Origin of the sequence: Pantoea sp. SORGH_AS_0659 (assembly GCF_031453915.1) — a bacterium.
Lineage (GTDB): Bacteria > Pseudomonadota > Gammaproteobacteria > Enterobacterales > Enterobacteriaceae > Pantoea > Pantoea leporis.
In genome coordinates, this window is record NZ_JAVJAK010000001.1 from 4,051,790 (window position 1) to 4,078,558 (window position 26,769).

The following is a 26,769-nucleotide window of genomic DNA, read 5'->3' on the forward strand; positions in this document are numbered from 1 at the left end:
TCTTAATCCTCTACTACCAGGCCCATGGAACGAGCAGTACCTTCGATAGAGCGAGTCATCGCTTCTACGTCAGAACCAGTCATGTCCGCAGCTTTAGTTTCTGCGATTTCACGTACCTGAGCACGGGAAACTTTACCGACTTTGTCTTTGTTCGGCTTACCAGAACCAGACTTGATGCCCGCTGCTTTTTTCAGCAGTACGGCAGCCGGAGGCGTTTTGGTAACGAAGGTGAAAGAACGGTCACTGTATACGGTGATAACAACAGGAGTAGGCAGGCCTTTCTCCAGGGATTCAGTCTTAGCGTTGAACGCTTTGCAGAATTCCATAATGTTAACACCCTGCTGACCCAGTGCTGGACCAACAGGTGGACTTGGGTTAGCCATACCAGCTGCAACTTGCAACTTAACGTAGGCTTGTACTTTCTTGGCCATGATAATTCCTCAATTGGGTTATAACGCCTGAAAAACAGGCTCCCCGTGATAACGATTTATATGCCGTTGCGGGCACATAAAAACAAAAGGCGCGAAATTATAGGTAAATTTCGCGCCTTCCGCAAGAGCTAAAAAGTGAACAGAAGGGTTAACCTTTCTCCACCTGAGCGAAGTCGAGTTCCACTGGCGTTGCACGGCCAAAGATGGAAACGGACACTTTCAGGCGGCTCTTCTCGTAGTCCACTTCTTCGACCACTCCGTTGAAGTCGGCAAACGGGCCGTCGCTGACGCGTACCATCTCGCCTGGCTCGAACAGCGTTTTTGGACGCGGCTTATCACCCACCTGCTGCAGGCGGTTCATAATCGCATCAACTTCTTTATCACTGATTGGCGCAGGACGGTCGGAAGTACCACCGATAAAGCCCATTACACGCGGTACACTGCGTACTAAGTGCCAGCTGGCGTCATTCATTACCATCTGAACCAATACGTAGCCAGGGAAGAATTTACGTTCGCTTTTGCGACGCTGGCCGCCACGGATTTCGACGACTTCTTCAGTCGGCACCATGACTTCGCCAAAAAGCTCTTCCATGTTGTGCAGTTTGATATGCTCGTGCAGCGATTTCGCTACGCGGGCTTCAAAACCAGAGAACGCCTGAACGACGTACCAGCGTTTTTTTGGAGCTTCAGACATCTCAGAACCTCAGGCCAGTGATAAACGATACCAGACGGACCAGAATACCATCCAGCCCCCACAAAATCAGTGACATCACGGCAGTAACCGCGGCAACGATTAACGTGGTGTGCAGTGTTTCCTGGCGAGTCGGCCAAATGACCTTACGCATTTCGGTTTTAGCTTCACGGGCAAATGCCACAGTCGCTTTGCCTTTGATTGTCAGCAAAGCAATGCCGCCCGCTGCAGCGATCAGCACAACCACAGCCAGCGCGCGCAGAGGCAATGTTACATCGCGATAGATATAGTTGCCGACGATTGCTACCAGGAGCAATGCGATCACAACTACCCATTTCATCGCTTCAAGGCCGCGCCCGCTTCCTTGAGCTTCGGTATTCGCACTCATAAACCAACCTGCCACAATAATTCAGAAACTATACTGCCCCGCAGTGCGAGGCATCCAAACCGAATGAGCTTTTGAGCGTAACTCGGTATCCAACGCCGTGAAACAGAGCCTGTCTCAGCAATGATTATGATGCAAAATCACTGATGAGCCAGGTTCTATACAACAGCGTGCAAAAAGGGCATCAAATGATGCCCTTTCCTTGTGCATTGCGTCAAATCTTATCGCAGTTAAGCGATAATTTCAGCAACAACACCCGCACCAACAGTACGGCCGCCTTCACGGATTGCGAAACGCAGACCCTGATCCATAGCGATTGGCTTGATCAAAGTAACGGTCATTTTTACGTTGTCGCCTGGCATTACCATCTCAACGCCTTCTGGCAGTTGAACGTCACCGGTCACGTCAGTAGTACGGAAGTAGAACTGAGGACGGTAGCCTTTGAAGAACGGAGTATGGCGGCCGCCTTCATCTTTAGACAGAACGTAAACTTCTGAAGTGAACTGGGTATGTGGCTTGATTGAACCCGGCTTAGCCAGAACCTGGCCACGCTCGATGTCTTCACGCTTGATACCACGCAGCAGAACACCACAGTTCTCGCCTGCCTGACCCTGATCCAGCAGTTTGCGGAACATTTCAACGCCAGTACAGGTTGATTTCACAGTGTCTTTAAGGCCAACAACTTCAACTTCGTCGCCCACTTTAACGATACCGCGCTCAACACGACCGGTAACAACGGTACCACGGCCAGAGATTGAGAATACGTCTTCGATTGGCAGCAGGAACGGCTTGTCGATTGCACGTACTGGCTCTGGGATATAGGTATCCAGGTGCTCAGCCAGCTCAATGATCTTAGCTTCCCACTCAGCGTCGCCTTCCAGCGCTTTCAGAGCAGAACCACGTACGATTGGAGTGTCGTCGCCTGGGAAGTCATATGCTGACAGCAGGTCACGTACTTCCATCTCAACCAGTTCCAGCAGCTCTTCATCATCAACCATGTCGCACTTGTTCAGGAACACGATGATGTAAGGAACGCCAACCTGACGACCCAGCAGGATGTGCTCACGGGTCTGTGGCATTGGGCCATCAGTCGCAGCAACAACCAGGATCGCGCCGTCCATCTGCGCTGCACCGGTGATCATGTTTTTCACATAGTCGGCGTGGCCTGGGCAGTCAACGTGCGCATAGTGGCGAGACGGGGTTTCATATTCAACGTGAGAAGTGTTGATGGTGATACCACGTGCTTTCTCTTCTGGCGCTTTATCGATCTCATCGAATTTGCTTGCCTTACCGCCGTAGGTTTTAGCCAGTACGGTAGTAATTGCTGCAGTCAGGGTGGTTTTACCGTGGTCGACGTGACCGATGGTGCCCACGTTTACGTGCAGTTTATTACGCTGAAATTGCTCTTTAGCCATCGCTAGTCCCTCTAAGACACGGATATATCGAAGATATCGTCATATCAACCAGGCATTGCCTGACTGTTTGGTTTACAGAGAGAGAATCAGGAGAGAGATAAAGGAAGTGGTGCTGATACCCAGAGTCGAACTGGGGACCTCACCCTTACCAAGGGTGCGCTCTACCAACTGAGCCATATCAGCACATCTGGAGCGGGCAGCGGGAATCGAACCCGCATCATCAGCTTGGAAGGCTGAGGTAATAGCCATTATACGATGCCCGCATCCTGGAACTCGGCTACCTGTTCTTTCTGTAGCTTATGAATAATAAAAGAAGACCTTCTATTATTCGAGCCGGTCAGAGTTGCTGACCAACTTTGATTGCGCTAATGCGCAATCTGAAATTCGAAGGTGAGAGATGAAGAACTCACCCATCAGATAAAGACTTTATCTGACGCCCAACCAGAAGGTTGAGATGGTGGTGGGAGAAGGATTCGAACCTTCGAAGTCTGTGACGGCAGATTTACAGTCTGCTCCCTTTGGCCGCTCGGGAATCCCACCTACTTGATGGTGCCGGCTACCGGAATCGAACTGGTGACCTACTGATTACAAGTCAGTTGCTCTACCAACTGAGCTAAGCCGGCATCAAGTGGAGCGCATTCTAGGAATACCCGAAGAAGGATGCAACAAAAAAATCGTCAAAATTGTTCTATCGCTTACTATTTGTGCAAATCATCTCAAATCAGCCATCAACTGCAGTAAAATCACCCTAAACCTGTGCGTTTTTACACCACCACATTGATTGATTGCTATGAACCGTCATCATTTTCAATGCACATATTTGAAGCGCACTGCCTTTCTGCTGTGCAAATTGTAGAAAATTTTTTGTGAAACTACCCGCTATACTCGTTTTTTCTGCTGGCCTGCATTTTGCTTATCTATTTAATCGGGTCATTAAATGGAGGATGTCGCATGAATATTGTTCAGCTTACTGCAGAAACATTACCCCTTTATCGTCAGGCTTTGGCTGCCCTGATGGTTGAAGCGGTAAAAAACAATATGACTTCGGCATTTCAACATTCGCAAAAGATGCAACGGTATCAGGATGCGGAGCGCTATTTTCATAGCTTGCGCAACAAAATGGCACGCCATGAGTTGCTGCTATGGATTGCCGTCATCGACTCGGTTGTGGTGGGAAGCGTGCAGCTCAATATTTGTCAGCGTCCAGATGGACAGAATCGCGCGGAAGTTTTACAGCTGCTTGTGCATTCCAATGCTCAGCGAGAAGGGATTGGACGCAGATTAATGCAGACACTTGAGCACAAGGCAGAAAGCTACCAGCGTGGGCTGCTTTATTTGGATGTCATTGCAGGTTCTGCGGAAGAAATTTTTTATCGGGCACATGGCTACCGCTATTTAGGGGAATTGCCCGACTATGCATTATGCGCGGATGGGCATCCTCATCCCGGCGCGATTTACTATAAACGTCTGCGTACCAGCCCAGCAGAAAATGTAGCGACAAGCTACTGACCGACAAGAAAAATGCGGGCACGCTTGCGAAAGCGTGCTCCTGTTTATCATTTTACTTCTTTTTAAAGTCACACTGGTGTTACCCTCCTGCCCATTGTTCTCGTTAATTACCCCTGTGACGTGCAATTGAGTTTGATACATCTTCGTATGCTTAATGCAGCAAGGTGTTGATGAATCAGAATTTGCACTCAGATGCATGCTTATGAGTAAAAAAACGACACCTCTTACTACGCCTTATTTGCAGTTCAATCGCCAGCAATGGGCAGCACTACGCGATTCAGTACCAATGACATTGGCTGAAGGTGAAATTGAGCGTCTGCGTGGTATCAATGAAGATCTTTCATTAGAAGAAGTGGCCGAGATTTATCTGCCGCTATCGCGTCTGCTTAATTTTTATATCAGTTCTAATCTGCGCCGTCAGGCGGTGCTTGAGCAATTCCTTGGCACTAATGGGCAGAAAATCCCTTATATCATCAGTATTGCCGGCAGCGTTGCGGTAGGAAAAAGCACAACTGCCCGTGTGCTTCAGGCGCTTCTTAGCCGCTGGCCAGAACACCGCAAAGTAGAACTGATCACTACTGATGGTTTTTTGCATCCTAATGCCGTGCTTAAAGAACGCGGTTTGATGAAGAAAAAAGGGTTCCCGCAATCTTACGATATGCATCGCCTGGTTAACTTCGTATCTGATTTAAAATCGGGTGCTAGCCAGGTGACAGCGCCGGTTTATTCTCATCTGATTTATGATGTCATTCCGGATGGCGATAAAGTCGTACAACAGCCTGATATTCTTATTCTTGAAGGATTGAATGTGCTGCAAAGCGGTATGGACTATCCTCACGATCCTCATCATGTATTTGTGTCTGATTTCGTGGATTTTTCAATTTACGTCGATGCACCAGAGTCTTTACTTGAGAACTGGTATGTAAATCGCTTTTTGAAATTCCGTGAGGGCGCGTTTAGCGATCCGGACTCTTATTTCCATCACTATTCGCAATTACCTGAAGAGGATGCACTCAATATTGCGCATGGTCTGTGGAAAGAGATTAACTGGCTTAATTTAAAGGAAAATATCCTGCCTACACGTGAACGAGCAAGTCTTATTATGACGAAGTCGGCTGATCATGCGGTGCAAAGTGTACGTTTGAGGAAATAGTCTTTTTTATAAAATGCCCATAAAAGATCGTGGGCATTTTAATTTGTTAGCTCAGATGCATTAATTGTCTGGACGAAGAGAAATCTCACCCCCTACCCAGGATTTAATGACTCCATTCTGCTCCAGTAATAAGCCACCCTGCTTATCAATACCTCGCGCAATGCCATGTACCTCACGATCCCCAATAAGAAGCTTCACTGGACGATTAATGAAGTTATCAAGGGCTTCCCAGCGGGAAACAAATGGCGCCAAACCATCGCGCTCAAAAATAGGTAACGCTTCACGCAGGCTATTGATCAACTTCGCAGCTAACTCGTTGCGATCGATATCAACACCAGCTTCCTGAAGATTAATCCAACCCTGATTAATTTCTGCCGTGCCTTCTGAACGCATCAGCAAATTGACACCAGCACCTATAACAATCTGAGCTGCATCGCCGGTTTTTCCAGTTAACTCAACTAAAATACCAGCAAGCTTACGATCGTTAAGATAGAGATCATTCGGCCATTTAACCCGGACATCCGGAGCACCTAATGACTGAATCACTTCTGCCATGATGATACCAATCACCAGACTCAGGCCCATCGCCGCAGCTGGCCCCTGATCAAGACGCCAATACATGGACATATACAGGTTGGAGCCAAACGGTGAAAACCATTTACGCCCGCGACGTCCGCGCCCTGCTTGCTGATACTCGGCAATGCATGCGTAGCCAGACGGCAATTGATCCATCCGATCCAGCAAATACTGGTTGGTAGAATCGATAACAGGAATAACCGCCAGATTAGTTTGATGCAGGAGAGACAGAATGATTTCTTCATCCAGTAACTGAATTGGCTCTGGTAAGCTGTAGCCTTTACCCGTTACCGTATATACATCCAGACCCCAACTTTTGAGAGTCTGTATATGTTTATTAATGGCAGCACGGCTCATACCAAGCGCTTCGCCCAGCTGCTCACCAGAGTGAAATTCACCATCGGCCACCAATGCCACTAACTTTAACGGCACGCTATTATCTTTCATGAAATTACCTCAACGGCATTACGCTCGCCTCGAGCACCGATAAAGCGCACTTCTGGCTCCAGCCAAACATCAAACTTTTGTCCGACTCTATTTCTAACCTGATGCGCTAAATCGACAATATCCTGTGGAGTGGCATAATCTTCATTTATCAGTACTAAAGCCTGCTGACGGTGAACTGCGGCGCCACCTACACGGAAGCCTTTAAGACCACATTGGTCGATCAACCATCCAGCAGCTAATTTCACTTCGCCACTGGCCTGTGGATAATGAGGAATGGATGGCCACTGCTTAATTAGCGCATCTGCATGCTCAGCTGTGATCAGCGGATTTTTGAAGAAACTACCGACATTGCCTGTGATTTTTGGGTCGGGCAGTTTGCTTTGGCGCATATGGCAAATAGCATTGAATACATCCCAGGCACACACTGTTGCTGGGTTTAACTTAGTCAGCTCGCCATAAGTTAGAACTGGTTTCCACTGTTTTGCCAGACGTAATCCCACTGCAACAATGACATAGTCATTTTTCATAGCATGTTTGAAAATACTATCGCGATAGCTAAACTGGCACTCTTCTCGATACAACCGAATTATATTTTGCGATGGGAGGTGTATAGCTTCAACGTAGTGACAGATATCTTTAAATTCGACACCATATGCACCGATATTTTGAATCGGTGCTGAGCCGGCCATACCAGGAATCAGCGCCAGGTTTTCCAGTCCTGTAATACCCTTCTTTAGCGTGTTTTCAACTAAAGCATGCCAATTTTCGCCGGCACCAACATGCAAGTGCCAGGCTTCGTCATGCTCTTCGATAGCGATGCCTTTAATCGCATTAACCACCACCGAGCCGCTAAAATCTTCAAGAAAGAGTACGTTGCTCCCTTCGCCTAATACAATAAAAGGCAGATTTGATTGCTGACTGTTTTTCCAGGCCAAAGTAATAGCGTCAGGAGTTTCAGCGATGGTCAGTGTTTGTGCATTGATCGTAAGACCAAGAGTGTTGAAAGCTTTCAGGGATGTATTGGGGCTGGACATTTCACGGCCTTTACTGATTAATCTGACCGTAGTTTACCTGATCGGTAGGTTGCGAGTTTGATGTTTTCTTATTTCTGATGGGAAATTGCTAATGTACAGACGTAAAAAAGCCCCGGACTTTCGTCCGGGGCTTCTTCACTTATTTGATGCCTGGCAGTTCCCTACTCTCGCATGGGGAGACCCCACACTACCATCGGCGCTACGGCGTTTCACTTCTGAGTTCGGCATGGGGTCAGGTGGGACCACCGCGCTAAAGCCGCCAGGCAAATTCTGTCGCAAAAACGAATAACATTCGCTTCCGCTAAATCTTTAATCCGTAAACAAGCTGAAAATATCCGGTCTCTCAGACCAAAACGCCTCTGGCGTTGTAAGGTTAAGCCTCACGGGTCATTAGTACCGGTTAGCTCAACGCATCGCTGCGCTTACACATCCGGCCTATCAACGTCGTAGTCTTCAACGTCCCTTCAGGACCCTCAAGGGGTCAGGGAGAACTCATCTCGGGGCAAGTTTCGTGCTTAGATGCTTTCAGCACTTATCTTTTCCGCACTTAGCTACCGGGCAGTGCCATTGGCATGACAACCCGAACACCAGTGGTGCGTTCACTCCGGTCCTCTCGTACTAGGAGCAACCCCCCTCAATTCTCCAGCGCCCACGGCAGATAGGGACCGAACTGTCTCACGACGTTCTAAACCCAGCTCGCGTACCACTTTAAACGGCGAACAGCCGTACCCTTGGGACCTACTTCAGCCCCAGGATGTGATGAGCCGACATCGAGGTGCCAAACACCGCCGTCGATATGAACTCTTGGGCGGTATCAGCCTGTTATCCCCGGAGTACCTTTTATCCGTTGAGCGATGGCCCTTCCATTCAGAACCACCGGATCACTATGACCTGCTTTCGCACCTGCTCGAGCCGTCACTCTCGCAGTCAAGCTGGCTTATGCCATTGCACTAACCTCCTGATGTCCGACCAGGATTAGCCAACCTTCGTGCTCCTCCGTTACTCTTTGGGAGGAGACCGCCCCAGTCAAACTACCCACCAGACACTGTCCGCAGCCCGGATTACGGGCCTACGTTAGAACATCAAACATTAAAGGGTGGTATTTCAAGGTTGGCTCCACGCAGACTGGCGTCCACGCTTCAAAGCCTCCCACCTATCCTACACATCAAGGCTCAATGTTCAGTGTCAAGCTATAGTAAAGGTTCACGGGGTCTTTCCGTCTTGCCGCGGGTACACTGCATCTTCACAGCGATTTCAATTTCACTGAGTCTCGGGTGGAGACAGCCTGGCCATCATTACGCCATTCGTGCAGGTCGGAACTTACCCGACAAGGAATTTCGCTACCTTAGGACCGTTATAGTTACGGCCGCCGTTTACCGGGGCTTCGATCAAGAGCTTCTCCTTGCGGATAACCCCATCAATTAACCTTCCGGCACCGGGCAGGCGTCACACCGTATACGTCCACTTTCGTGTTTGCACAGTGCTGTGTTTTTAATAAACAGTTGCAGCCAGCTGGTATCTTCGACTGCCTTCAGCTCCATCCGCGAGGGACTTCACCTGATGACAGCGTGCCTTCTCCCGAAGTTACGGCACCATTTTGCCTAGTTCCTTCACCCGAGTTCTCTCAAGCGCCTTGGTATTCTCTACCTGACCACCTGTGTCGGTTTGGGGTACGATTTCGTGTTACCTGGAGCTTAGAGGCTTTTCCTGGAAGCAGGGCATCAGTTACTTCACCACCGTGGTGGCTCGTCGTCACGCCTCAGCCTTAAGATACCCCGGATTTACCAAAGATATCAGCCTACACGCTTAAACCGGGACAACCGTCGCCCGGATAACCTAGCCTTCTCCGTCCCCCCTTCGCAGTAACACCAAGTGCAGGAATATTAACCTGCTTCCCATCGACTACGCTTTTCAGCCTCGCCTTAGGGGTCGACTCACCCTGCTCCGATTAACGTTGAACAGGAACCCTTGGTCTTCCGGCGAGCGGGCTTTTCACCCGCTTTATCGTTACTTATGTCAGCATTCGCACTTCTGATACCTCCAGCATGCCTCACAGCACACCTTCGACGGCTTACAGAACGCTCCCCTACCCAACAACGCATACGCGTCGCTGCCGCAGCTTCGGTGCATGGTTTAGCCCCGTTACATCTTCCGCGCAGGCCGACTCGACCAGTGAGCTATTACGCTTTCTTTAAATGATGGCTGCTTCTAAGCCAACATCCTGGCTGTCTGTGCCTTCCCACATCGTTTCCCACTTAACCATGACTTTGGGACCTTAGCTGGCGGTCTGGGTTGTTTCCCTCTTCACGACGGACGTTAGCACCCGCCGTGTGTCTCCCGTGATAACATTCTCCGGTATTCGCAGTTTGCATCGGGTTGGTAAGCCGGGATGGCCCCCTAGCCGAAACAGTGCTCTACCCCCGGAGATGAGTTCACGAGGCGCTACCTAAATAGCTTTCGGGGAGAACCAGCTATCTCCCGGTTTGATTGGCCTTTCACCCCCAGCCACAAGTCATCCGCTAATTTTTCAACATTAGTCGGTTCGGTCCTCCAGTTAGTGTTACCCAACCTTCAACCTGCCCATGGCTAGATCACCGGGTTTCGGGTCTATACCCTGCAACTTAACGCCCAGTTAAGACTCGGTTTCCCTGCGGCTCCCCTATACGGTTAACCTTGCTACAGAATATAAGTCGCTGACCCATTATACAAAAGGTACGCAGTCACCCCATTAAAGAGGCTCCCACTGCTTGTACGTACACGGTTTCAGGTTCTGTTTCACTCCCCTCGCCGGGGTTCTTTTCGCCTTTCCCTCACGGTACTGGTTCACTATCGGTCAGTCAGGAGTATTTAGCCTTGGAGGATGGTCCCCCCATATTCAGACAGGATACCACGTGTCCCGCCCTACTCTTCGAACTCACAATCTGTGCACTTTCGTGTACGGGACTATCACCCGGTATCGTGCGACTTTCCAGACGCTTCCACTAACGCACAAACTGATTCAGGTTCTGGGCTGTTCCCCGTTCGCTCGCCGCTACTGGGGGAATCTCGGTTGATTTCTTTTCCTCCGGGTACTTAGATGTTTCAGTTCCCCGGGTTCGCCTCGCAACACTATGTATTCATGTTGCGATGATGCACTGGGTGCACCGGGTTTCCCCATTCGGACATCGTCGGCTGTAGCGGTTCATATCACCTTACCGACGCTTTACGCAGATTAGCACGTCCTTCATCGCCTCTGACTGCCAGGGCATCCACCGTGTACGCTTAGTCGCTTAACCTCACAACCCACAGGCGTTTTGCAACGCGCGCAGACTGCAAGCATTTGAGAGACTCGAACATATCGCCGCTTCATTCTTATTACGGAGAATGAAGACGATACGTCGTTTCAATTTTCAGCTTGTTCCGGATTGTTAAAGAGCAGTATCTCAGACGCAGCTCGTAAGCTTCGTTTGAGATACGTCGTGGAGACACCTTTCACCTGTCACCAAGCAAGTGGCGTCCCCTAGGGGATTCGAACCCCTGTTGCCGCCGTGAAAGGGCGGTGTCCTAGGCCTCTAGACGAAGGGGACACGGTGTGTCACGACTTCGCAGCCGTCTTGCTCATTACTTTCTATCAGACAATCTGTGTGAGCACTTCGCGGGAAGGTATCTTCAGGTAAGGAGGTGATCCAACCGCAGGTTCCCCTACGGTTACCTTGTTACGACTTCACCCCAGTCATGAATCACAAAGTGGTAAGCGCCCTCCCGAAGGTTAAGCTACCTACTTCTTTTGCAACCCACTCCCATGGTGTGACGGGCGGTGTGTACAAGGCCCGGGAACGTATTCACCGTAGCATTCTGATCTACGATTACTAGCGATTCCGACTTCACGGAGTCGAGTTGCAGACTCCGATCCGGACTACGACGCACTTTATGAGGTCCGCTTGCTCTCGCGAGGTCGCTTCTCTTTGTATGCGCCATTGTAGCACGTGTGTAGCCCTACTCGTAAGGGCCATGATGACTTGACGTCATCCCCACCTTCCTCCAGTTTATCACTGGCAGTCTCCTTTGAGTTCCCGGCCGAACCGCTGGCAACAAAGGATAAGGGTTGCGCTCGTTGCGGGACTTAACCCAACATTTCACAACACGAGCTGACGACAGCCATGCAGCACCTGTCTCAGAGTTCCCGAAGGCACCAAAGCATCTCTGCTAAGTTCTCTGGATGTCAAGAGTAGGTAAGGTTCTTCGCGTTGCATCGAATTAAACCACATGCTCCACCGCTTGTGCGGGCCCCCGTCAATTCATTTGAGTTTTAACCTTGCGGCCGTACTCCCCAGGCGGTCGACTTAACGCGTTAGCTCCGGAAGCCACTCCTCAAGGGAACAACCTCCAAGTCGACATCGTTTACGGCGTGGACTACCAGGGTATCTAATCCTGTTTGCTCCCCACGCTTTCGCACCTGAGCGTCAGTCTTTGTCCAGGGGGCCGCCTTCGCCACCGGTATTCCTCCAGATCTCTACGCATTTCACCGCTACACCTGGAATTCTACCCCCCTCTACAAGACTCCAGCCTGCCAGTTTCGAATGCAGTTCCCAGGTTAAGCCCGGGGATTTCACATCCGACTTGACAGACCGCCTGCGTGCGCTTTACGCCCAGTAATTCCGATTAACGCTTGCACCCTCCGTATTACCGCGGCTGCTGGCACGGAGTTAGCCGGTGCTTCTTCTGCGGGTAACGTCAATCGGTGAAGCTATTAACTTCACCGCCTTCCTCCCCGCTGAAAGTACTTTACAACCCGAAGGCCTTCTTCATACACGCGGCATGGCTGCATCAGGCTTGCGCCCATTGTGCAATATTCCCCACTGCTGCCTCCCGTAGGAGTCTGGACCGTGTCTCAGTTCCAGTGTGGCTGGTCATCCTCTCAGACCAGCTAGGGATCGTCGCCTAGGTGAGCCATTACCCCACCTACTAGCTAATCCCATCTGGGCACATCCGATGGTGTGAGGCCCGAAGGTCCCCCACTTTGGTCTTGCGACGTTATGCGGTATTAGCTACCGTTTCCAGTAGTTATCCCCCTCCATCGGGCAGTTTCCCAGACGTTACTCACCCGTCCGCCACTCGTCACCCGAGAGCAAGCTCTCTGTGCTACCGTTCGACTTGCATGTGTTAGGCCTGCCGCCAGCGTTCAATCTGAGCCATGATCAAACTCTTCAATTTAAGTTTGATTTGCTGAAACAAGTTCAGCGATGCTCATCTGTAAAACGTCATAATGAATTTCATTATGTGTTCACTCGTGAGGCTTTAATATTTTTTTGCGTCCGGAGACGCGGATATCAATCCTGCGAGTGCCCACACAGATTGTCTGATAAATTGTTAAAGAGCGTTGCGAACAGCGGCTGAACCGTCTGTCGCGAGGTGGCGTATACTACGCTACTCTCCTTCGGAGTCAAACACTTTTTTCAGCGTCTTCATCCGGCGGGATGAATTTTTTCACTCCCTGCCGAGCCGTCTGCGTTGCCGCTTTGCCGTCTCAGTGGTGGCGCATTATAGGGAGTTATTCGGAGCTGACAAGGGTTAATTGCAAATAAATTACTGTTCGACCTAAATTTCGCCACAACGCTGTATTTCACAACGATTTGCCTGGTAACTGCGCAAAACCCTGGGCAAAAAGCGCCACTTTATTCCAATCGGTGTACTCCACTTCTTTCGATGTATCGGTTTCCCCGCCGGTCATACGCATAATGAATTGAATCATGACGCGATCAAACCAGCGATAACGCGGATAACGCAACGCCCCGGCGAAAACCGCACAGCAATCGGGTTGCCACGGTGACTGCTCCAGGAACTTGCGCGTATACGCATTGGTCTCTGGCGTACACTTATCTGCTTTACGCGCCGTCAGGTTGACACTAAAGAAGCCGCTCACCCGCTGCTGCAGCAGTGCTTTGTGCTGGGTGACAAATTTCAGCAAAGCCGGATTGAAATGGCCATAGCGGATCGAAGCACCAATCAGCACGCGATCGTACTGCAACCAATCAATCTGCGGTGCCTGTAGTAAATCGATCACGTCACACAGTTGATGCGGCACTAAGGTCTGCGCAATGCGCGCGGCAATGTCACGGGTTTGTCCATCGCGGCTGGAATACAGAATCAACGCTTTCATTACTCAATCCTATTTTATTATTCGCGCCAAAAGGTCGGCGTGAACAGCACCAGCAGCGTGAACACTTCAAGGCGTCCAAACAGCATGGTTAAAATCAAAATCCACTTCGCGACATCATTCATTGAAGTGAAGTTGTCTGCTACCACACCCAAACCGGGCCCGAGGTTATTCAGGGTCGCGGCCACGGCAGCAAAAGCCGAGAAGTCATCCACGCCGGTGGCGATGATCGCCAACATGCTGAGCAGGAACACCAGCGCATAAGCTGAGAAGAAACCCCACACCGCTTCGAGGATACGTTCCGGCAGCGCGCGATTACCCAACTTGATGGTGTAAACCGCATTCGGGTGCACCAATCGCTTCAGTTCACGCGAACCCTGTTTGAACAGCAGAAGAATGCGAATCACCTTCAAACCGCCGCCGGTTGAACCCGCCATGCCGCCGATAAAAGCCGAGCACAGTAGCAGCACCGGCAGGAACAGCGGCCAGCGCGCAATGCTGTCGGTGGTAAAACCGGCCGTGGTCGCCATTGATACCACCTGGAAAAACGCCTGATTCAGCGTTTGCCAGCCGCTGGCGTACACATTGTGGAACCACAACACTATGGTACAGATCAGCACTAAGGTCAGTTGTACGCCAATAAACATGCGGAATTCGGGATCGCGCCAGTACACTTTCAGGTTGCGACCACTTAATAAAGAGAAGTGCAGGCCATAGTTACAGCCCGAGATCAGCAGAAATACCGCGACAATGGTGTTGATAGTTGGGCTATTAAAGTAGCCGATGCTGGCATCATGGGTTGAGAACCCGCCAATCGCGATCGTCGAGAAGCTATGGCCGATAGCATCAAACATCGGCATGCCCGCCAGCCACAGCGCCACCGCGCACGCCACGGTGAGCAATACGTAGATCAGCCACAGCGTTTTAGCTGTTTCCGCGATACGCGGGCGCATCTTGTTATCTTTCAACGGTCCCGGCATTTCGGCGCGATAGAGCTGCATGCCACCCACGCCCAGAATGGGCAGAATCGCCACCGCCAGCACAATGATCCCCATCCCGCCGAGCCACTGCAGCATCTGACGATAGAACAAAATCGCTTTAGGCAACGTATCCAGTCCCACCAGCGTGGTGGCGCCGGTGGTAGTGAGGCCAGAGAAGGACTCAAAGAAGGCATCAGTGATTGAGAGATGCGGCTGCTCGGCGAAGATAAACGGCATCGCACCGACGCTGCCCAACACGGTCCAGAACAGCACCACGATAAGGAAGCCTTCGCGCGGCTTGAGTTCGGTTTTCTGCTTGCGGTTTGGCCACCACAGCAGTGAACCGATAACGATCGCCATCATAAAGGTCTGACTGAACGCGCGCCCGGCACCATCACGGTAAATCAAGGCGACGAGGCCCGGTAAAATCATGGTCACCGAGAACAGAATCACCAGCAGGCCCACGATGCGGGTAATGGCGCGAAAATGCATTCAGCCGTTTCCTTTAAACAGAAGCTTTTAGTTTGTCAGCGGGATGAGCGTCAGCGCGCCCCGGCTGTAATCAGAGAGGTTTTGGCGAAAGCCATCAATCTGCGCATGCGGCAACGCTAAACGCAGCGCAATACGATCCTGATAATGGCTCTCTTCTATAATGCCGTCAAAACGTTGCAGCAAGCGTTCAATGTCGCTGAGTTGGGCGTAATCGCACTGCAGGGTAAAAGATTCCATCGGCACTTTACGCTGACGCGCCAGTTGCTTCAGTCCTTGCTGCACGCCGCCGCCATAAGCTTTTACCAGTCCGCCGGTGCCCAGCATGATGCCGCCATAATAACGCACCACTACCGCGGTGATCTCACCGACACCGCTACCCATCAGCTGGGCCAGCATCGGTTTGCCCGCGGTGCCAGAAGGTTCGCCATCATCGGAGAAACCCAGCTGCTGCGAATCATCCGGCGCACCCGCCACCCACGCCCAGCAGTGATGCCGCGCGGTAGGATGTTCCTGCTTCACCTGCTGCACAAACGCGCGCGCCGCTTCCACGCCGGCCGTGTGCGCCAGCAAGGTGATGAAGCGGCTTTTCTTGATGGTTTCCTCGCTGAGACTTACGGCCTGAGCGGGAATGTCGTAAGCATCCATCAGGCAAGGTGCAGGTCGCGCGTCATGTTTTCAATGCGATTAGCGTGAACCACCACGTTATCCTCGATACGAATACCGCCGTAAGGTTTCAGTGCATCAATTGCCGCCCAGTCAAAGTATTGGCTGAACTTGCCGCCGCGCAGCTTCGTCAGCAGCGAATCGATAATATAGAAGCCCGGTTCGATAGTCAGCACCATGCCAGGTTCCAGCACGCGCGTACAACGCAAATACGGATATTGCGACGGTGCCGCCAGATGCGTGCCATTGTCGTCCTGCATAAAACCAGCCACATCGTGCACCTGCAGGCCGAGCGGATGTCCAAGGCCGTGCGGCATAAACGGACCGGTTAAATCTTCCGCCACCAGCGTCTCTTCAGTCAGGCCTTTCACCAACTCGAACTTCAGCAGCAGACGCGCAATGCGCTGATGCATCTGCAGATGATAATCGGTATAGCGCACGCCGGCTTTCAAGGTGGCGATCAGCGCCAGCTCTTCCTTGTTCATCGCCGCAACCATGTCGGCATAGCGCGATTTGCTCTGCGCCGCGTAGCTGCGCGTCAGGTCAGCGGCGTAACCGAGGTATTCCGCACCGGCGTCAATCAGGAAGCTGTGGCGTTTGGCCGGCGGCTGATGATCCAGTTTGGTGTAGTGCAGCACCGCGGCATGTTCATTGAGCGCAATGATGTTGCCATAAGGCACATCGGTATCGCGATGGCCGGTTGCGGTCAGATAGGCGATATTGATATCGAACTCGCTCATGCCAGAGAAGAACGCCTCTTTGGCAGCGCGATGGCCCGCCACCGCCAGCTTCTGCGCTTCGCGCATACACGCCAGTTCATAGTCGGTTTTGATACTGCGATGATAATGCAGGAAATCGATCACGCCTTTCGGGTTCACCTGCTCGCTGTTAATACCGAGCTGGGAAGCACGTGACGGCACCGGACCGATATAGGCTACGTTTTCACGCTGTGCTGGCAGCAGCTGCGCGATCTCATCGGCACTCTTCAGGCTAATCACCTCCACATCGTTAGTCCAGAAGCTGTTTGGCAGCGGCTCAACGTTGTGCCAGTAATCAACCGGCGAATAGAACCACAGCTTGGGTTTATTCACGCCATCAATCCATAACCAGCAGTTTGGCACCTGCGTCACCGGCACCCACGCTTTGAACTGAGGATTCACCTTAAACGGATAGTCGTGATCGTCGAGAAAAACGGTCAACAGCTCGCCGGAATGAATCAGCATGGCATCAAGCTTAAAGCGAGCCAGCACCTGCTGCGCTCGCTGCTGCAGCGTATTGATGTGCGCGTGATACAGGGTTTTCAGTGAATCCATGGACTAGTCTCCGATGTCGCGAAAGTGGCCGCAGTGTAGCACAGCCGTGTTAGCGATGCCGTGCTGCGCACGCTGTGATCGTTGTATCAAATAATCAAACTCTCGTTTGCAAATAATTAACATCACACTCACACTCCAACTCATCTGGTATGACCAGATCAACTTTCGCGGTTTCAGGAGACGGACATGCTCTACCAAGGCGATACCCTTTCAGTTCACTGGCTTGACGACGGCATCGCCGAGCTGGTTTTCGATGCGCCCGGTTCGGTGAACAAACTCGATACCAAAACCGTTGCCTCGTTGGGCGAGGCATTAAGCGTATTGGAACAGCAACCCGCGCTGCGCGGCCTGTTGCTCTCGTCGGCCAAACCGGCATTTATCGTTGGTGCCGACATCACAGAATTCCTGTCGCTGTTTGATGCGCCAGAAGAGAAGCTGAGCCAGTGGCTAGCGTTTGCCAACAGCATCTTCAATCGTTTAGAAGATTTGCCGGTGCCCACCGTGGCCGCCATCGACGGCTATGCGCTGGGCGGCGGCTGTGAATGCATACTGGCGACCGACTTCCGCATTGCCACGCCGACCGCACGCATTGGCCTGCCGGAAACCAAACTGGGCATTATGCCAGGCTTTGGCGGCAGCGTGCGCTTGCCGCGCCTGCTTGGCGCCGATAGCGCGATGGAGATTATCGCCGCCGGTAAAGATGTTGATGGCAGCAGCGCCCTGAAACTCGGTTTGGTGGATGCGGTAGTCAGCAGCGACAAACTACGTGCCGCTGCGCTGACCGTATTGCAGGACGCCATCGTGCAGGGCAACTGGCAGACACGCCGCGCGCCGAAGCTGGCACCGCTGAAACTCAGCCCGATTGAAGCCGCCATGAGCTTCACCATCGCCAAAAGCATGGTGCTGCAAACCGCGGGCAAACACTATCCGGCACCGATCACCGCCGTGAAAACCATTGAAGCTGCCGCCAGCCTCGGACGTGATGATGCGCTGAAGCTGGAAACCGCCGCGTTTGTGCCGCTGGCGCAGAGCGATGTGGCACGCGCGCTGGTCGGTATCTTCCTGAACGATCAGTACGTCAAAGGCCTGGCGAAAAAGCACAGCAGTGCGGCCGGTGCGCCGCAGCAAGCAGCAGTATTAGGCGCAGGCATTATGGGCGGCGGCATTGCTTATCAATCGGCATGGAAAGGCGTGCCGGTGATGATGAAAGATATCAATCCGCAGGCGTTAACGCAGGGCATGACCGAAGCCAGCAAGCTGCTGAACAAACAGCTGGAGCGCGGCAAAATTGACGGCGCGAAACTGGCGAGCGTACTCACCACCATTCAGCCCACGCTGGATTACGCCGGATTCGAACGCACCGACGTGGTGGTAGAAGCGGTAGTAGAGAATCCGCAGATCAAAGCCAAAGTGCTGGCAGAGACCGAACAGCATCTGCGCGAGGACGCCATTCTCGCCTCCAACACCTCAACCATTCCGATCAGCCTGCTGGCGCAAGCCCTGAAACGTCCGGAAAACTTCTGCGGCATGCACTTCTTCAATCCGGTACCGCGTATGCCGCTGGTTGAAGTGATTCGCGGTGAGAAAACCTCAGAAGCGACCCTCAGTAAAGTGGTGGCCTGGGCGAGCAAAATGGGCAAGACGCCGATTGTGGTGAATGACTGTCCCGGCTTCTTTGTGAATCGCGTGCTGTTCCCCTACTTCGCCGCCTTCAGCCTGCTGCTGCGCGACGGCGCGGATTTCCGTCAGATCGATAAAGTAATGGAAAAACAGTTCGGCTGGCCGATGGGCCCCGCGTGGCTGCTGGATGTGGTCGGCATTGATACCGCGCATCACGCTCAACAGGTGATGGCGCAAGGTTTCCCGTCTCGCATGCAAAAAGATTATCGCGACGCGATCGACGTGCTGTTTGACGCCAAACGTTACGGCCAGAAAAACGGTCAGGGCTTTTACCGCTGGGAGCAGGATAAAAAAGGCAAAGCGCAGAAGAGAGCCGATGCGGCTGTCGATGCGCTGCTGGAACCGATTTGCCAGCCGAAGCGCGTGTTCAGCGATGACGAGATCGCCAACCGCATGATGCTGCCGATGCTCAACGAAGTGGTGCGCTGCCTCGAAGAGAAGATCATCGCTTCACCGGCCGAAGCTGATATGGCGCTGGTGTACGGTTTAGGCTTCCCGCCGTTCCGTGGCGGCGCGTTCCGCTACATGGATACGCTGGGCAACAGCAACGTGGTCGATCAGGCCAAACGTTATACCGCGCTCGGCCCGCTGTACGCGCTGCCGGAGCTGCTGTTGCAAAAAGCCCATCAGCATCAGAGCTGGTATCCCGCGGTGCAACCGATTGACGAAGCGGCGCTGCAAAGTGCCTGAGGTAATGAAAATGGAAAAAGTGGTAATTGTTGATGCGGTCCGCACGCCGATGGGCCGCTCCAAAGGCGGTGCGTTTCGTCAGGTGCGGGCGGAAGATCTCTCGGCGCATTTGATGCGCGAGCTGCTGAGCCGCAACCCGGCGGTTGATCCCGCCACGCTGGACGACATTATCTGGGGCTGCGTGCAGCAGACGCTGGAGCAAGGCTTCAACATTGCACGTAACGCCGCGCTGCTGGCGGAGATCCCGCATCGCGTACCTGCCAGCACCGTCAACCGCCTGTGCGGTTCGTCGATGCAGGCGCTGCACGACGCGGCACGTGCGATTATGGTTGGCGATGCGCACAGCTGCCTGATTGGCGGCGTAGAACATATGGGCCACGTGCCGATGAGCCACGGCGTGGATTTCCATCCGGGCCTGGGTCGCACGGTGGCGAAAGCGGCGGGCATGATGGGGTTAACAGCCGAGATGCTGGCGCGCATGCATCACATTACGCGTGAGCAGCAGGATGCTTTTGCGCTGCGTTCGCACCAGCGCGCCTGGGCAGCAACCCAGCGCGGCGACTTCAAGCGTGAAATTGTGGCGACCTACGGCCACGACGCCGACGGCGTGTTGAAGCGCTTTGAGAGCGACGAAGTGATCCGCGAAGAGACCAGCCTCGAAGGATTGGCTGCGCTGCGCCCGGCATTCGATCCGGTCAACGGCACCGTGACCGCAGGCAGCTCATCCGCGCTTTCCGACGGCGCAGCCGCGATGTTGATCATGAGTGAAAGCCGCGCACGCGAACTCGGTCTGACAGCGCGCGCGCGCATTCGCAGCATGGCGGTGGTTGGCTGCGATCCGTCGATTATGGGTTACGGTCCGGTTCCCGCCAGCAAGCTGGCGCTTAAGCGCGCCGGATTGAGCGTGCAGGATATCGACCTGTTCGAGTTCAACGAGGCTTTTGCCGCACAGGCGCTGCCATGCATTAAAGACTTGGGCTTGCTGGAACAGCTGGATGAAAAAGTGAATTTGAATGGCGGCGCGATTGCGCTCGGTCATCCGCTGGGATGTTCCGGTGCGCGTATCAGTACTACGCTGCTAAATCTGATGGAACGTCGCGATGCGCAATTTGGTCTGGCGACCATGTGCATTGGCTTAGGCCAGGGCATCGCCACGGTGTTCGAACGGGTTTAATACGTTAATGTTGCACGTGTTACCGCCCTTTCGGGCGGTTTTTTTACGCAATACATTGCGCCGCGACGAATCCGTGCACATCATCGTAGCGGCGCGATTTATCGCGTTCTGTTGACCTTAAATAAAGGCAAACGCATCGCCAAACATCTGCGCTTCCAGCGCACCGCGCTCGGCGCAGAAACGCTCACGCGCAATCTTCGCCATCTCAAAACGACCGGCAATATAGATATCGTGCTCGCTGAGCGACGCGAAATCCTGCATCACCGCCGTCAGTACCGTGCCGCTGCGTCCGGTCCAGTCATCCGCCGGTTGTTCAACCACCGGGATCACTTTCAGGTTCGGATGCTTCACCGCCAGCGCATTCAGCTCATCCAGATCGTACAGATGCATCAGCTCACGGCCGCCCCAGTAAATCGCAATCTCGCGATCGGGTTGCTGTGCCAGCGCGGTCAGCAGAATAGAACGCGCATAGGAGAAGCCGGTACCGCCCGCGATCAGAATGATCGGACGCTCGCTATCTTCACGCAGCCATGCATCGCCGTGCGGCATATCAACCGTAATCTGGCGATCGTTCTTGATGCGGTCCATCACCGCCATCGCGTAGAGATTGAGATCCGACGCGCCGATGTGCAGCTCAATGATGTCCTTTTCCATTGGCGTAGAAGCCAGCGAAAACGGGCGCTTATCGCGCTCATCCATCACCACCATCAAATACTGTCCGGCGCGGAAGTTAAAATCCGCCGCCGGAATTAAACGAACGCGGTAAACCGTGTCCGTAATCGCTTCAACCGAAGTCACTTTGCAGCTTAACGTTGTCATGCGTTCCCTTTTTCTTCGGGTCTAATTGGTCTGCCGCCGTTAGCGCTGCGGCGGCTCGGCAAAGATAGCTAACTCATCCCAAATGGCGTCAATGCGCGCGGTCACCGCCGGATCTTTCACAATCGGCGTGCCCCACTCGCGCGTGGTTTCGCCCGGCCACTTATTGGTCGCATCAAGTCCCATCTTCGAGCCTAAGCCGGAAACCGGCGAGGCGAAGTCGAGATAATCGATGGGCGTGTTCTCAACCAGCACCGTATCGCGCGCCGGATCCATGCGGGTGGTAATCGCCCAAATCACATCATTCCAGTCACGCGCGTTGACGTCGTCATCGCACACAATCACGAACTTGGTGTACATGAACTGACGCAGGAACGACCACACGCCGAACATCACGCGCTTGGCGTGACCCGCGTACTGTTTCTTGATCGTTACTACCGCGAGGCGATAAGAGCAGCCTTCCGGCGGCAGATAGAAATCAACGATCTCCGGGAACTGCTTGATCAGAATCGGCACCAGCACTTCATTGAGCGCCACGCCCAGCACCGCCGGTTCATCCGGTGGACGTCCGGTGTAGGTTGAATGATAAATCGGGTTGCGACGTTGCGTTACGTGCGTCACGGTAAACACCGGGAAGCTATCTACTTCATTGTAGTAGCCTGTGTGGTCGCCGTACGGACCTTCCGGCGCGACATCGCCCGGCTCGATATAACCTTCCAGCACGATTTCCGCGCTGGCTGGCACTTCGAGTTCGTTTGAAACGCACTTCACCACTTCGGTTTTATTCCCGCGCAGCAAACCGGCAAAGGCGTATTCGGAGAGTGTATCCGGCACCGGCGTTACCGCGCCGAGAATGGTGGCAGGATCGGCGCCCAGCGCCACCGACAGCGGGAAACGTTCGCCCGGATGCGCTTTACACCACTCCTGGAAATCCAGCGCGCCGCCGCGATGTGACAGCCAGCGCATAATCACGCGGTTCTTGCCGATCACCTGCTGACGATAGATACCCAGATTTTGTCGCTCTTTATGCGGGCCGCGCGTGACGGTCAATCCCCACGTAATTAGCGGCGCAGCATCGCCCGGCCAGCATTTCATCACCGGAATGCGCGACAGATCGACGTCATCGCCGCTGAAAATCTCTTCCTGGCACGGCGCATTGCGCAGGCGCTTGGTCGGCATGTTCAGCACTTGCTTGAACTGCGGCATCTTATCGAACAGATCGCGGAAGCCTTTTGGTGGCTCCGGCTCTTTCAGGAACGCCAGCAGCTTGCCCACTTCACGCAGCGCACTGACCTCTTCCTGGCCCATGCCCATCGCCACGCGTTTGGGTGTGCCAAACAGATTACACAGCACCGGCATGTCGTACCCTTTCGGGTTTTCGAACAGCAGCGCCGGGCCGCCAGCGCGCAGCGTGCGGTCGGCAATTTCCGTCATCTCTAACTCAGGATCGATCTCCTGAGTGATGCGCTTTAACTCGCCACGCTGTTCCAGCAATGCGAGGAAGTCTCGTAAATCCTGATATTTCATGCGGCTTTAGCTTTCCGGCCAGAGTGAAACGCCATTATAGAGGCGTTTTACGCTGACATGTTGAGGTTTTGCGTCAGGCAGGCTGACAGGAAAACGGCACCAGCGACTGAATCGCCAATACATCGTGATAAGCAGTAATCGGCTCGCCGTGACGGAACACTTTGAAGTCTTCACCGCGTGCGCTGTAGTAACGCAGGCGATTTTCGCTCACGTGCAGGAAGCTGGCTTCACGCAGCGCAATCACCGATTCATGCGGGTTAACGGCACAGAACTCGGCCAGTCGTTCATCACGCGTTTCGCCCATATGGCCGCTGACGTGCGCATCAAGATAATGCGGATTGATCTGCACCGGGAACAAACCCAGCGCGGGCAACACTACGCTGCTGCGCACCGGCATATCATTGGTGGTGCGAATGGAAGGCGTTGCCACATTGCAACCGGCGCTCCAGCCGACGTACGGCACATCACGCTCGCGCACCGCGCGTTGTATAGCGACGATCAAGCCGTGCTCGTGCAGCATTTGATTGAGGAACCAGGTATTTCCGCCGCTCACCAGAATCAGCTCAGCTTGTTCAATCGCCGCAACGGGCGATGCAAACTCGTGCACGGTGCGCACGTCAATGCCTAACGACGCGGATAACTCCTGCGCGCGCTGCGCGTGATCGCCACGAATAATCGCGTACGGCACCAGCACCGCCGAAGTGATGCCGCGCTGGGCGATCATCGCATGCAGCTGCAGGTGGGCGTAACTTAACAGCGGCGCATCGTCAGCCACTTTACCGTTACTCAACAGGAACAGTTCCATCAGCCACTCCTTTTCAATCGAAAGATGGGGAGGGAGTCTGATACAGATGGTCGCCGGCCGTCAATTTTCTTGCAAGAAAGCGTAAATAAGCCGCATCAATCGGATAAATCGTAGTGAAATTGTTTTCAGCGCCCGGTTTCCACCCGCCGATGCGCTATAACTCTGACAACTGATTTGATATTCTTAGCGTCCATTATTTGGGAGCGGTTATGGAATCCTGGTACTTACTCTATTGCAAACGTGGACAACTGTTGCGCGCGAAAGAGCATCTTGAGCGGCAAGAGGTGAATTGCCTCAGCCCGATGATCGCTCTGGAGAAGATTGTGCGCGGTAAACGCACCACCGTGAGTGAGCCGCTGTTTCCCAACTATCTGTTTATCGAATTCGATCCCGAAGCGATTCACACCACCACCATCAGCAGCACGCGCGGCGTCAGCCACTTCGTGCGCTTTGGCACCATGCCGGCCACCGTATCAAATGATGTGATCGAAGCGCTGCAAACCGACGTGCCGCAGATCGTGCTCGATGCGGAAACCCCGCAAAGCGGTGATGAAGTGATCATCACCGATGGCACTTTCGAAGGATTGCGCGCCATTTTTGCCGAGCCGGATGGTGAAACGCGCTCCGTTCTGCTGCTCAACATGCTGAACAAACAGGTGATGCGCAGCGTGGATAACAAACAGTTCCGTAAACTCTAAGCGAGTTTAAACAGCTGACGCGCGTTGAGATTAACCTGCGCTCCCAGCGCTTCCGCCTCCTCGCCACGCCAGTTCGCCACCTGCTGCACAATATGCGGCAGGAAGCATGGCTCATTGCGGCGCGAAGTGGGACGCGGATGCATATCGCGCGGCAGTAAATACGGTGCGTCGGTTTCCAGTAACAGGCGCTCAGCCGGAATCAGCGGCAGCAATTCACGCAGTTCCATACCGCGACGCTCGTCGCACACCCAACCGGTAATGCCCACCGACAATCCCAGCGCCAGACACGCTTGCAGCTCGTCACGCGTACCGGTAAAGCAGTGCACGACTGCACCAACCAGCTTCGGTAGCCACGGCTCAAGTACTGCAACAAAACGATCGTGCGCTTCACGGCAATGCAAAAACACCGGTAGCTGTAGCTCAGCAGCCAACGCCAGCTGCGCATCGAAAGCGTATTCCTGCTGATCGTGGGCCGAAAGATTGCGATTGAAATCCAGGCCACATTCGCCAATCGCGACCACCTGCTCACTTTCCGCCAGGCGACGCAAGGTATTCGCGGTTTCCGTCGACCATTCACTGGCATGGTGCGGATGGACGCCGGCGGTTGACCAGCAATAGCCCGCGTGCAATGCCGCCAGCTGCCGCGCCTGCTGGCTCTCCAGCGCGTTGGTGCCGGTAATTAACAGGCCGGTGACGCCTGCTTCGCGCGCACGTTTTACCACCTGCTCGCGATCTTTTGCGAATTGCGTGCTGGTCAGGTTTACACCGATATCAAACATGTCTTCTCCCCAATAAAAAACCGCCCAACGGGGCGGTTTAGATTCATCTTCCCGCGCGCTGCGGGATGCCCTGCATTAAGGACATCAGGATTCGGTGTTGTGTTCCTCATCCGAAGACTGACGTCCTTTACCCACATAGTAGCGGGAGAAGAATACGCCGACTTCAAACAGGCAGTACATCGGAATAGCGAGCAAAGTTTGCGAGAAAACATCCGGCGGTGTGAGCAACATCCCAACCACGAACGCGCCAACCAACATGTAAGGACGTTTCTTTTTCAAATCTTCTGGTGAAGTTATGCCGGTCCAGCACAGCAGCACAATCGCAATCGGCACCTCAAACGCCACGCCGAAGGCCATGAAAATCGTCATGACGAAGTCGAGGTAGTTGGTGATATCCGTTGCGATGGTCACGCCTTGCGGCGCGGTTTTGGCGAAGAAGCCAAACGCCAGCGGGAACACGATGAAGTAAGCAAACGCCACGCCGACGTAAAACAGCAGCGTACTGGAGAACAGCAGCGGCATCACCAGTTTGCGTTCGTGGCGATAGAGCGCGGGCGCCACAAAGGCCCACACCTGATACAAAATCACCGGCACGGCCAGAAACACCGAAACGATGATAGTCAGCTTGATCGGCGTGAAGAATGGCGATGCGACGTCGGTAGCGATCATGCTCGCCCCGGCTGGCATCTGGCTGATCAGCGGCGACGCGACCAGATGGTAAATATCATTCGCGAAATAGACCAGACACAAAAAGATGACTAAAACAGCGATGATGCAATTCAACAAACGCTTGCGCAGCTCAATCAAATGGCTAATGAGCGGTTGGGTATCTTCAACGGCCATGTTTATCGTTCATCTTTTACGAGAGAAGTCTTCGCGGTGCTTTCAGGAGCACTGGCGACGGGAGGGGTTTCTGCGGCAGAGATTTCGTCAGTAGGCTGCGGAGTCTGTGCAGGCGCACTGGTTTGATGCTCTGCTGCTGCGGGCGTGACCGCAGGTGAAGTCACGGGCTGCACGGCGGCTGGCGGAGTCTGATGAATAGTGTTGGCTTCATCTTCCTCTTTTTCGAGATCGATACTCTGCTGCACCGAACGCTTCATGGAGTCGGCGGTTTTACGCAGTTCTTCCATCGACTCTTTCAGCTCGGGTGACAACGTGCCACGGCCCGCTTCTTCCACCTTTTTCAGGCTGTCCTGCAATTCCTGCAGTTTCAACTCTTGCGCCAGTTCGTTTTGTACATTCGCGGCCAGCGAGCGAATGGCTCTGATCCAGCCGACGACGGTTTTCACCGCAACCGGTAACCGCTGCGGGCCAAGCACAATCAGCCCGATCACGAACACTAATACCAGTTCACTAAAACCAATGTCGAACACAG

21 protein-coding genes, 5 tRNA genes and 3 rRNA genes are annotated in these 26,769 nt (G+C 53.4%); 5 read left to right on the forward strand and 24 right to left on the reverse strand.

Annotated elements, in window-relative coordinates:
• Positions 1-2: 2 nt before the first annotated feature.
• The 8 genes from rplK to Q3H59_RS19070 form a co-directional block, all read right to left on the reverse strand.
• Positions 3-431: a 50S ribosomal protein L11 gene (gene rplK / locus Q3H59_RS19035; protein ID WP_007886298.1), complete on the reverse strand. Its 429-nt coding sequence runs from the start codon at positions 429-431 to the stop codon at positions 3-5.
• Between the two features lie 148 nt (positions 432-579).
• The gene (nusG, locus tag Q3H59_RS19040; RefSeq protein WP_007886300.1) at positions 580-1,125 is read right to left on the reverse strand and encodes a transcription termination/antitermination protein NusG; all 546 of its coding nucleotides are present in this window, start codon (positions 1,123-1,125) and stop codon (positions 580-582) included.
• A gap of 1 nt (position 1,126) precedes the next feature.
• Positions 1,127-1,510 carry a preprotein translocase subunit SecE gene (gene secE, locus Q3H59_RS19045; RefSeq protein ID WP_064741592.1) on the reverse strand — a complete coding sequence of 128 codons (384 nt, stop codon included), beginning with the start codon at positions 1,508-1,510 and terminating at the stop codon, positions 1,127-1,129.
• A 227-nt stretch (positions 1,511-1,737) separates the two neighbouring features.
• Positions 1,738-2,922, reverse strand: coding sequence for an elongation factor Tu (tuf, locus tag Q3H59_RS19050; protein ID WP_110867595.1), 1,185 nt, complete (start codon positions 2,920-2,922; stop codon positions 1,738-1,740).
• 107 nt (positions 2,923-3,029) lie between these two features.
• Positions 3,030-3,105: transfer RNA gene (locus Q3H59_RS19055), tRNA-Thr, on the reverse strand.
• Between the two features lie 5 nt (positions 3,106-3,110).
• Positions 3,111-3,185, reverse strand: a tRNA-Gly gene (locus tag Q3H59_RS19060).
• A 192-nt stretch (positions 3,186-3,377) separates the two neighbouring features.
• Positions 3,378-3,462, reverse strand: a tRNA-Tyr gene (locus Q3H59_RS19065).
• Positions 3,463-3,469: 7 nt separating this feature from the next.
• Positions 3,470-3,545: transfer RNA gene (locus tag Q3H59_RS19070), tRNA-Thr, on the reverse strand.
• A gap of 328 nt (positions 3,546-3,873) precedes the next feature.
• Between Q3H59_RS19070 and Q3H59_RS19075 the strand changes: the two genes are divergently transcribed.
• Both Q3H59_RS19075 and coaA read left to right on the forward strand, forming a co-directional pair.
• Complete coding sequence (locus Q3H59_RS19075) at positions 3,874-4,431, forward strand: GNAT family N-acetyltransferase (RefSeq protein ID WP_280172320.1); 558 nt, start codon at positions 3,874-3,876, stop codon at positions 4,429-4,431.
• 202 nt (positions 4,432-4,633) lie between these two features.
• The gene (coaA, locus tag Q3H59_RS19080) at positions 4,634-5,584 is read left to right on the forward strand and encodes a type I pantothenate kinase (protein ID WP_210082116.1); all 951 of its coding nucleotides are present in this window, start codon (positions 4,634-4,636) and stop codon (positions 5,582-5,584) included.
• Positions 5,585-5,644: 60 nt separating this feature from the next.
• On the opposite strand, the gene birA is transcribed toward coaA, so the two are convergent.
• From birA to pepQ, 10 genes are all read right to left on the reverse strand, one after another.
• On the reverse strand, positions 5,645-6,607 hold the full coding sequence (gene birA / locus Q3H59_RS19085; RefSeq protein ID WP_277974378.1) for a bifunctional biotin--[acetyl-CoA-carboxylase] ligase/biotin operon repressor BirA: 963 nt from the start codon (positions 6,605-6,607) through the stop codon (positions 5,645-5,647).
• On the reverse strand, positions 6,604-7,641 hold the full coding sequence (gene murB, locus Q3H59_RS19090) for a UDP-N-acetylmuramate dehydrogenase (protein ID WP_277974377.1): 1,038 nt from the start codon (positions 7,639-7,641) through the stop codon (positions 6,604-6,606). Before murB ends, birA begins: the two co-directional genes overlap by 4 nt.
• A gap of 148 nt (positions 7,642-7,789) precedes the next feature.
• Positions 7,790-7,905 (reverse strand): 5S ribosomal RNA (gene rrf, locus Q3H59_RS19095).
• A 105-nt stretch (positions 7,906-8,010) separates the two neighbouring features.
• Positions 8,011-10,916: ribosomal RNA gene (locus Q3H59_RS19100) — 23S ribosomal RNA — on the reverse strand.
• A gap of 215 nt (positions 10,917-11,131) precedes the next feature.
• A tRNA-Glu gene (locus tag Q3H59_RS19105) sits at positions 11,132-11,207 on the reverse strand.
• Positions 11,208-11,294: 87 nt separating this feature from the next.
• Positions 11,295-12,834, reverse strand: a 16S ribosomal RNA gene (locus tag Q3H59_RS19110).
• The 16S, 23S and 5S rRNA genes sit together here with 1 tRNA gene alongside, the layout of an rRNA operon.
• Positions 12,835-13,243: 409 nt before the next feature.
• Positions 13,244-13,780, reverse strand: a complete 537-nt coding sequence (gene hemG, locus Q3H59_RS19115) for a menaquinone-dependent protoporphyrinogen IX dehydrogenase (RefSeq protein ID WP_309836366.1) — start codon at positions 13,778-13,780, stop codon at positions 13,244-13,246.
• Positions 13,781-13,797: 17 nt separating this feature from the next.
• Positions 13,798-15,249: a Trk system potassium transporter TrkH gene (gene trkH, locus Q3H59_RS19120; protein WP_101763723.1), complete on the reverse strand. Its 1,452-nt coding sequence runs from the start codon at positions 15,247-15,249 to the stop codon at positions 13,798-13,800.
• A 27-nt stretch (positions 15,250-15,276) separates the two neighbouring features.
• Positions 15,277-15,894 (reverse strand): IMPACT family protein, encoded by a 618-nt coding sequence (locus Q3H59_RS19125; protein ID WP_137384924.1) that lies wholly within the window; start codon positions 15,892-15,894, stop codon positions 15,277-15,279.
• Entirely contained in the window at positions 15,894-17,225 is a 1,332-nt protein-coding gene (gene pepQ / locus Q3H59_RS19130; RefSeq protein WP_309836369.1) for a Xaa-Pro dipeptidase, read from the reverse strand. Before pepQ ends, Q3H59_RS19125 begins: the two co-directional genes overlap by 1 nt.
• Before the next feature lie 186 nt (positions 17,226-17,411).
• On the opposite strand from pepQ, the gene fadB reads away from it, so the two are divergent.
• Both fadB and fadA read left to right on the forward strand, forming a co-directional pair.
• Complete coding sequence (gene fadB / locus Q3H59_RS19135; protein WP_309836370.1) at positions 17,412-19,595, forward strand: fatty acid oxidation complex subunit alpha FadB; 2,184 nt, start codon at positions 17,412-17,414, stop codon at positions 19,593-19,595.
• Positions 19,596-19,605: 10 nt separating this feature from the next.
• Positions 19,606-20,769 (forward strand): acetyl-CoA C-acyltransferase FadA, encoded by a 1,164-nt coding sequence (gene fadA / locus Q3H59_RS19140; RefSeq protein WP_309836372.1) that lies wholly within the window; start codon positions 19,606-19,608, stop codon positions 20,767-20,769.
• A 117-nt stretch (positions 20,770-20,886) separates the two neighbouring features.
• Here the strand turns inward: fadA and fre are convergent, their stop codons facing one another.
• The 3 genes from fre to pepE form a co-directional block, all read right to left on the reverse strand.
• Entirely contained in the window at positions 20,887-21,588 is a 702-nt protein-coding gene (gene fre, locus Q3H59_RS19145; RefSeq protein WP_101763727.1) for an NAD(P)H-flavin reductase, read from the reverse strand.
• 39 nt (positions 21,589-21,627) lie between these two features.
• Positions 21,628-23,112, reverse strand: a complete 1,485-nt coding sequence (ubiD, locus tag Q3H59_RS19150; protein WP_309836375.1) for a 4-hydroxy-3-polyprenylbenzoate decarboxylase — start codon at positions 23,110-23,112, stop codon at positions 21,628-21,630.
• 73 nt (positions 23,113-23,185) lie between these two features.
• Positions 23,186-23,917: a dipeptidase PepE gene (pepE, locus tag Q3H59_RS19155; protein ID WP_309836377.1), complete on the reverse strand. Its 732-nt coding sequence runs from the start codon at positions 23,915-23,917 to the stop codon at positions 23,186-23,188.
• 209 nt (positions 23,918-24,126) lie between these two features.
• On the opposite strand from pepE, the gene rfaH reads away from it, so the two are divergent.
• Positions 24,127-24,615 carry a transcription/translation regulatory transformer protein RfaH gene (gene rfaH / locus Q3H59_RS19160; RefSeq protein WP_101763730.1) on the forward strand — a complete coding sequence of 163 codons (489 nt, stop codon included), beginning with the start codon at positions 24,127-24,129 and terminating at the stop codon, positions 24,613-24,615.
• On the opposite strand, the gene tatD is transcribed toward rfaH, so the two are convergent.
• From tatD to tatB, 3 genes are all read right to left on the reverse strand, one after another.
• Positions 24,612-25,394: a 3'-5' ssDNA/RNA exonuclease TatD gene (gene tatD, locus Q3H59_RS19165; RefSeq protein WP_309836381.1), complete on the reverse strand. Its 783-nt coding sequence runs from the start codon at positions 25,392-25,394 to the stop codon at positions 24,612-24,614. The genes rfaH and tatD overlap by 4 nt on opposite strands.
• Before the next feature lie 84 nt (positions 25,395-25,478).
• Positions 25,479-26,237, reverse strand: a complete 759-nt coding sequence (gene tatC, locus Q3H59_RS19170; RefSeq protein WP_101763732.1) for a Sec-independent protein translocase subunit TatC — start codon at positions 26,235-26,237, stop codon at positions 25,479-25,481.
• Positions 26,238-26,239: 2 nt separating this feature from the next.
• Positions 26,240-26,767 (reverse strand): Sec-independent protein translocase protein TatB, encoded by a 528-nt coding sequence (tatB, locus tag Q3H59_RS19175; RefSeq protein WP_101763733.1) that lies wholly within the window; start codon positions 26,765-26,767, stop codon positions 26,240-26,242.
• Between the last annotated feature and the right edge of the window lie 2 nt (positions 26,768-26,769).

Coding starts and splice junctions, on each gene's coding strand:
- ubiD (WP_309836375.1), bottom strand. CDS start 23,112: ATGAAATATCAGGATTTACGAGACTTCCTCGCATTGCTGGAACAGCGT.
- fadA (WP_309836372.1), top strand. CDS start 19,606: ATGGAAAAAGTGGTAATTGTTGATGCGGTCCGCACGCCGATGGGCCGC.
- nusG (WP_007886300.1), bottom strand. CDS start 1,125: ATGTCTGAAGCTCCAAAAAAACGCTGGTACGTCGTTCAGGCGTTCTCT.
- murB (WP_277974377.1), bottom strand. CDS start 7,641: ATGTCCAGCCCCAATACATCCCTGAAAGCTTTCAACACTCTTGGTCTT.
- Q3H59_RS19075 (WP_280172320.1), top strand. CDS start 3,874: ATGAATATTGTTCAGCTTACTGCAGAAACATTACCCCTTTATCGTCAG.
- fadB (WP_309836370.1), top strand. CDS start 17,412: ATGCTCTACCAAGGCGATACCCTTTCAGTTCACTGGCTTGACGACGGC.
- tatD (WP_309836381.1), bottom strand. CDS start 25,394: ATGTTTGATATCGGTGTAAACCTGACCAGCACGCAATTCGCAAAAGAT.
- tatC (WP_101763732.1), bottom strand. CDS start 26,237: ATGGCCGTTGAAGATACCCAACCGCTCATTAGCCATTTGATTGAGCTG.
- trkH (WP_101763723.1), bottom strand. CDS start 15,249: ATGCATTTTCGCGCCATTACCCGCATCGTGGGCCTGCTGGTGATTCTG.
- rplK (WP_007886298.1), bottom strand. CDS start 431: ATGGCCAAGAAAGTACAAGCCTACGTTAAGTTGCAAGTTGCAGCTGGT.
- birA (WP_277974378.1), bottom strand. CDS start 6,607: ATGAAAGATAATAGCGTGCCGTTAAAGTTAGTGGCATTGGTGGCCGAT.
- secE (WP_064741592.1), bottom strand. CDS start 1,510: ATGAGTGCGAATACCGAAGCTCAAGGAAGCGGGCGCGGCCTTGAAGCG.
- tuf (WP_110867595.1), bottom strand. CDS start 2,922: ATGGCTAAAGAGCAATTTCAGCGTAATAAACTGCACGTAAACGTGGGC.
- hemG (WP_309836366.1), bottom strand. CDS start 13,780: ATGAAAGCGTTGATTCTGTATTCCAGCCGCGATGGACAAACCCGTGAC.
- fre (WP_101763727.1), bottom strand. CDS start 21,588: ATGACAACGTTAAGCTGCAAAGTGACTTCGGTTGAAGCGATTACGGAC.
- pepQ (WP_309836369.1), bottom strand. CDS start 17,225: ATGGATTCACTGAAAACCCTGTATCACGCGCACATCAATACGCTGCAG.
- rfaH (WP_101763730.1), top strand. CDS start 24,127: ATGGAATCCTGGTACTTACTCTATTGCAAACGTGGACAACTGTTGCGC.
- pepE (WP_309836377.1), bottom strand. CDS start 23,917: ATGGAACTGTTCCTGTTGAGTAACGGTAAAGTGGCTGACGATGCGCCG.
- Q3H59_RS19125 (WP_137384924.1), bottom strand. CDS start 15,894: ATGGATGCTTACGACATTCCCGCTCAGGCCGTAAGTCTCAGCGAGGAA.
- coaA (WP_210082116.1), top strand. CDS start 4,634: ATGAGTAAAAAAACGACACCTCTTACTACGCCTTATTTGCAGTTCAAT.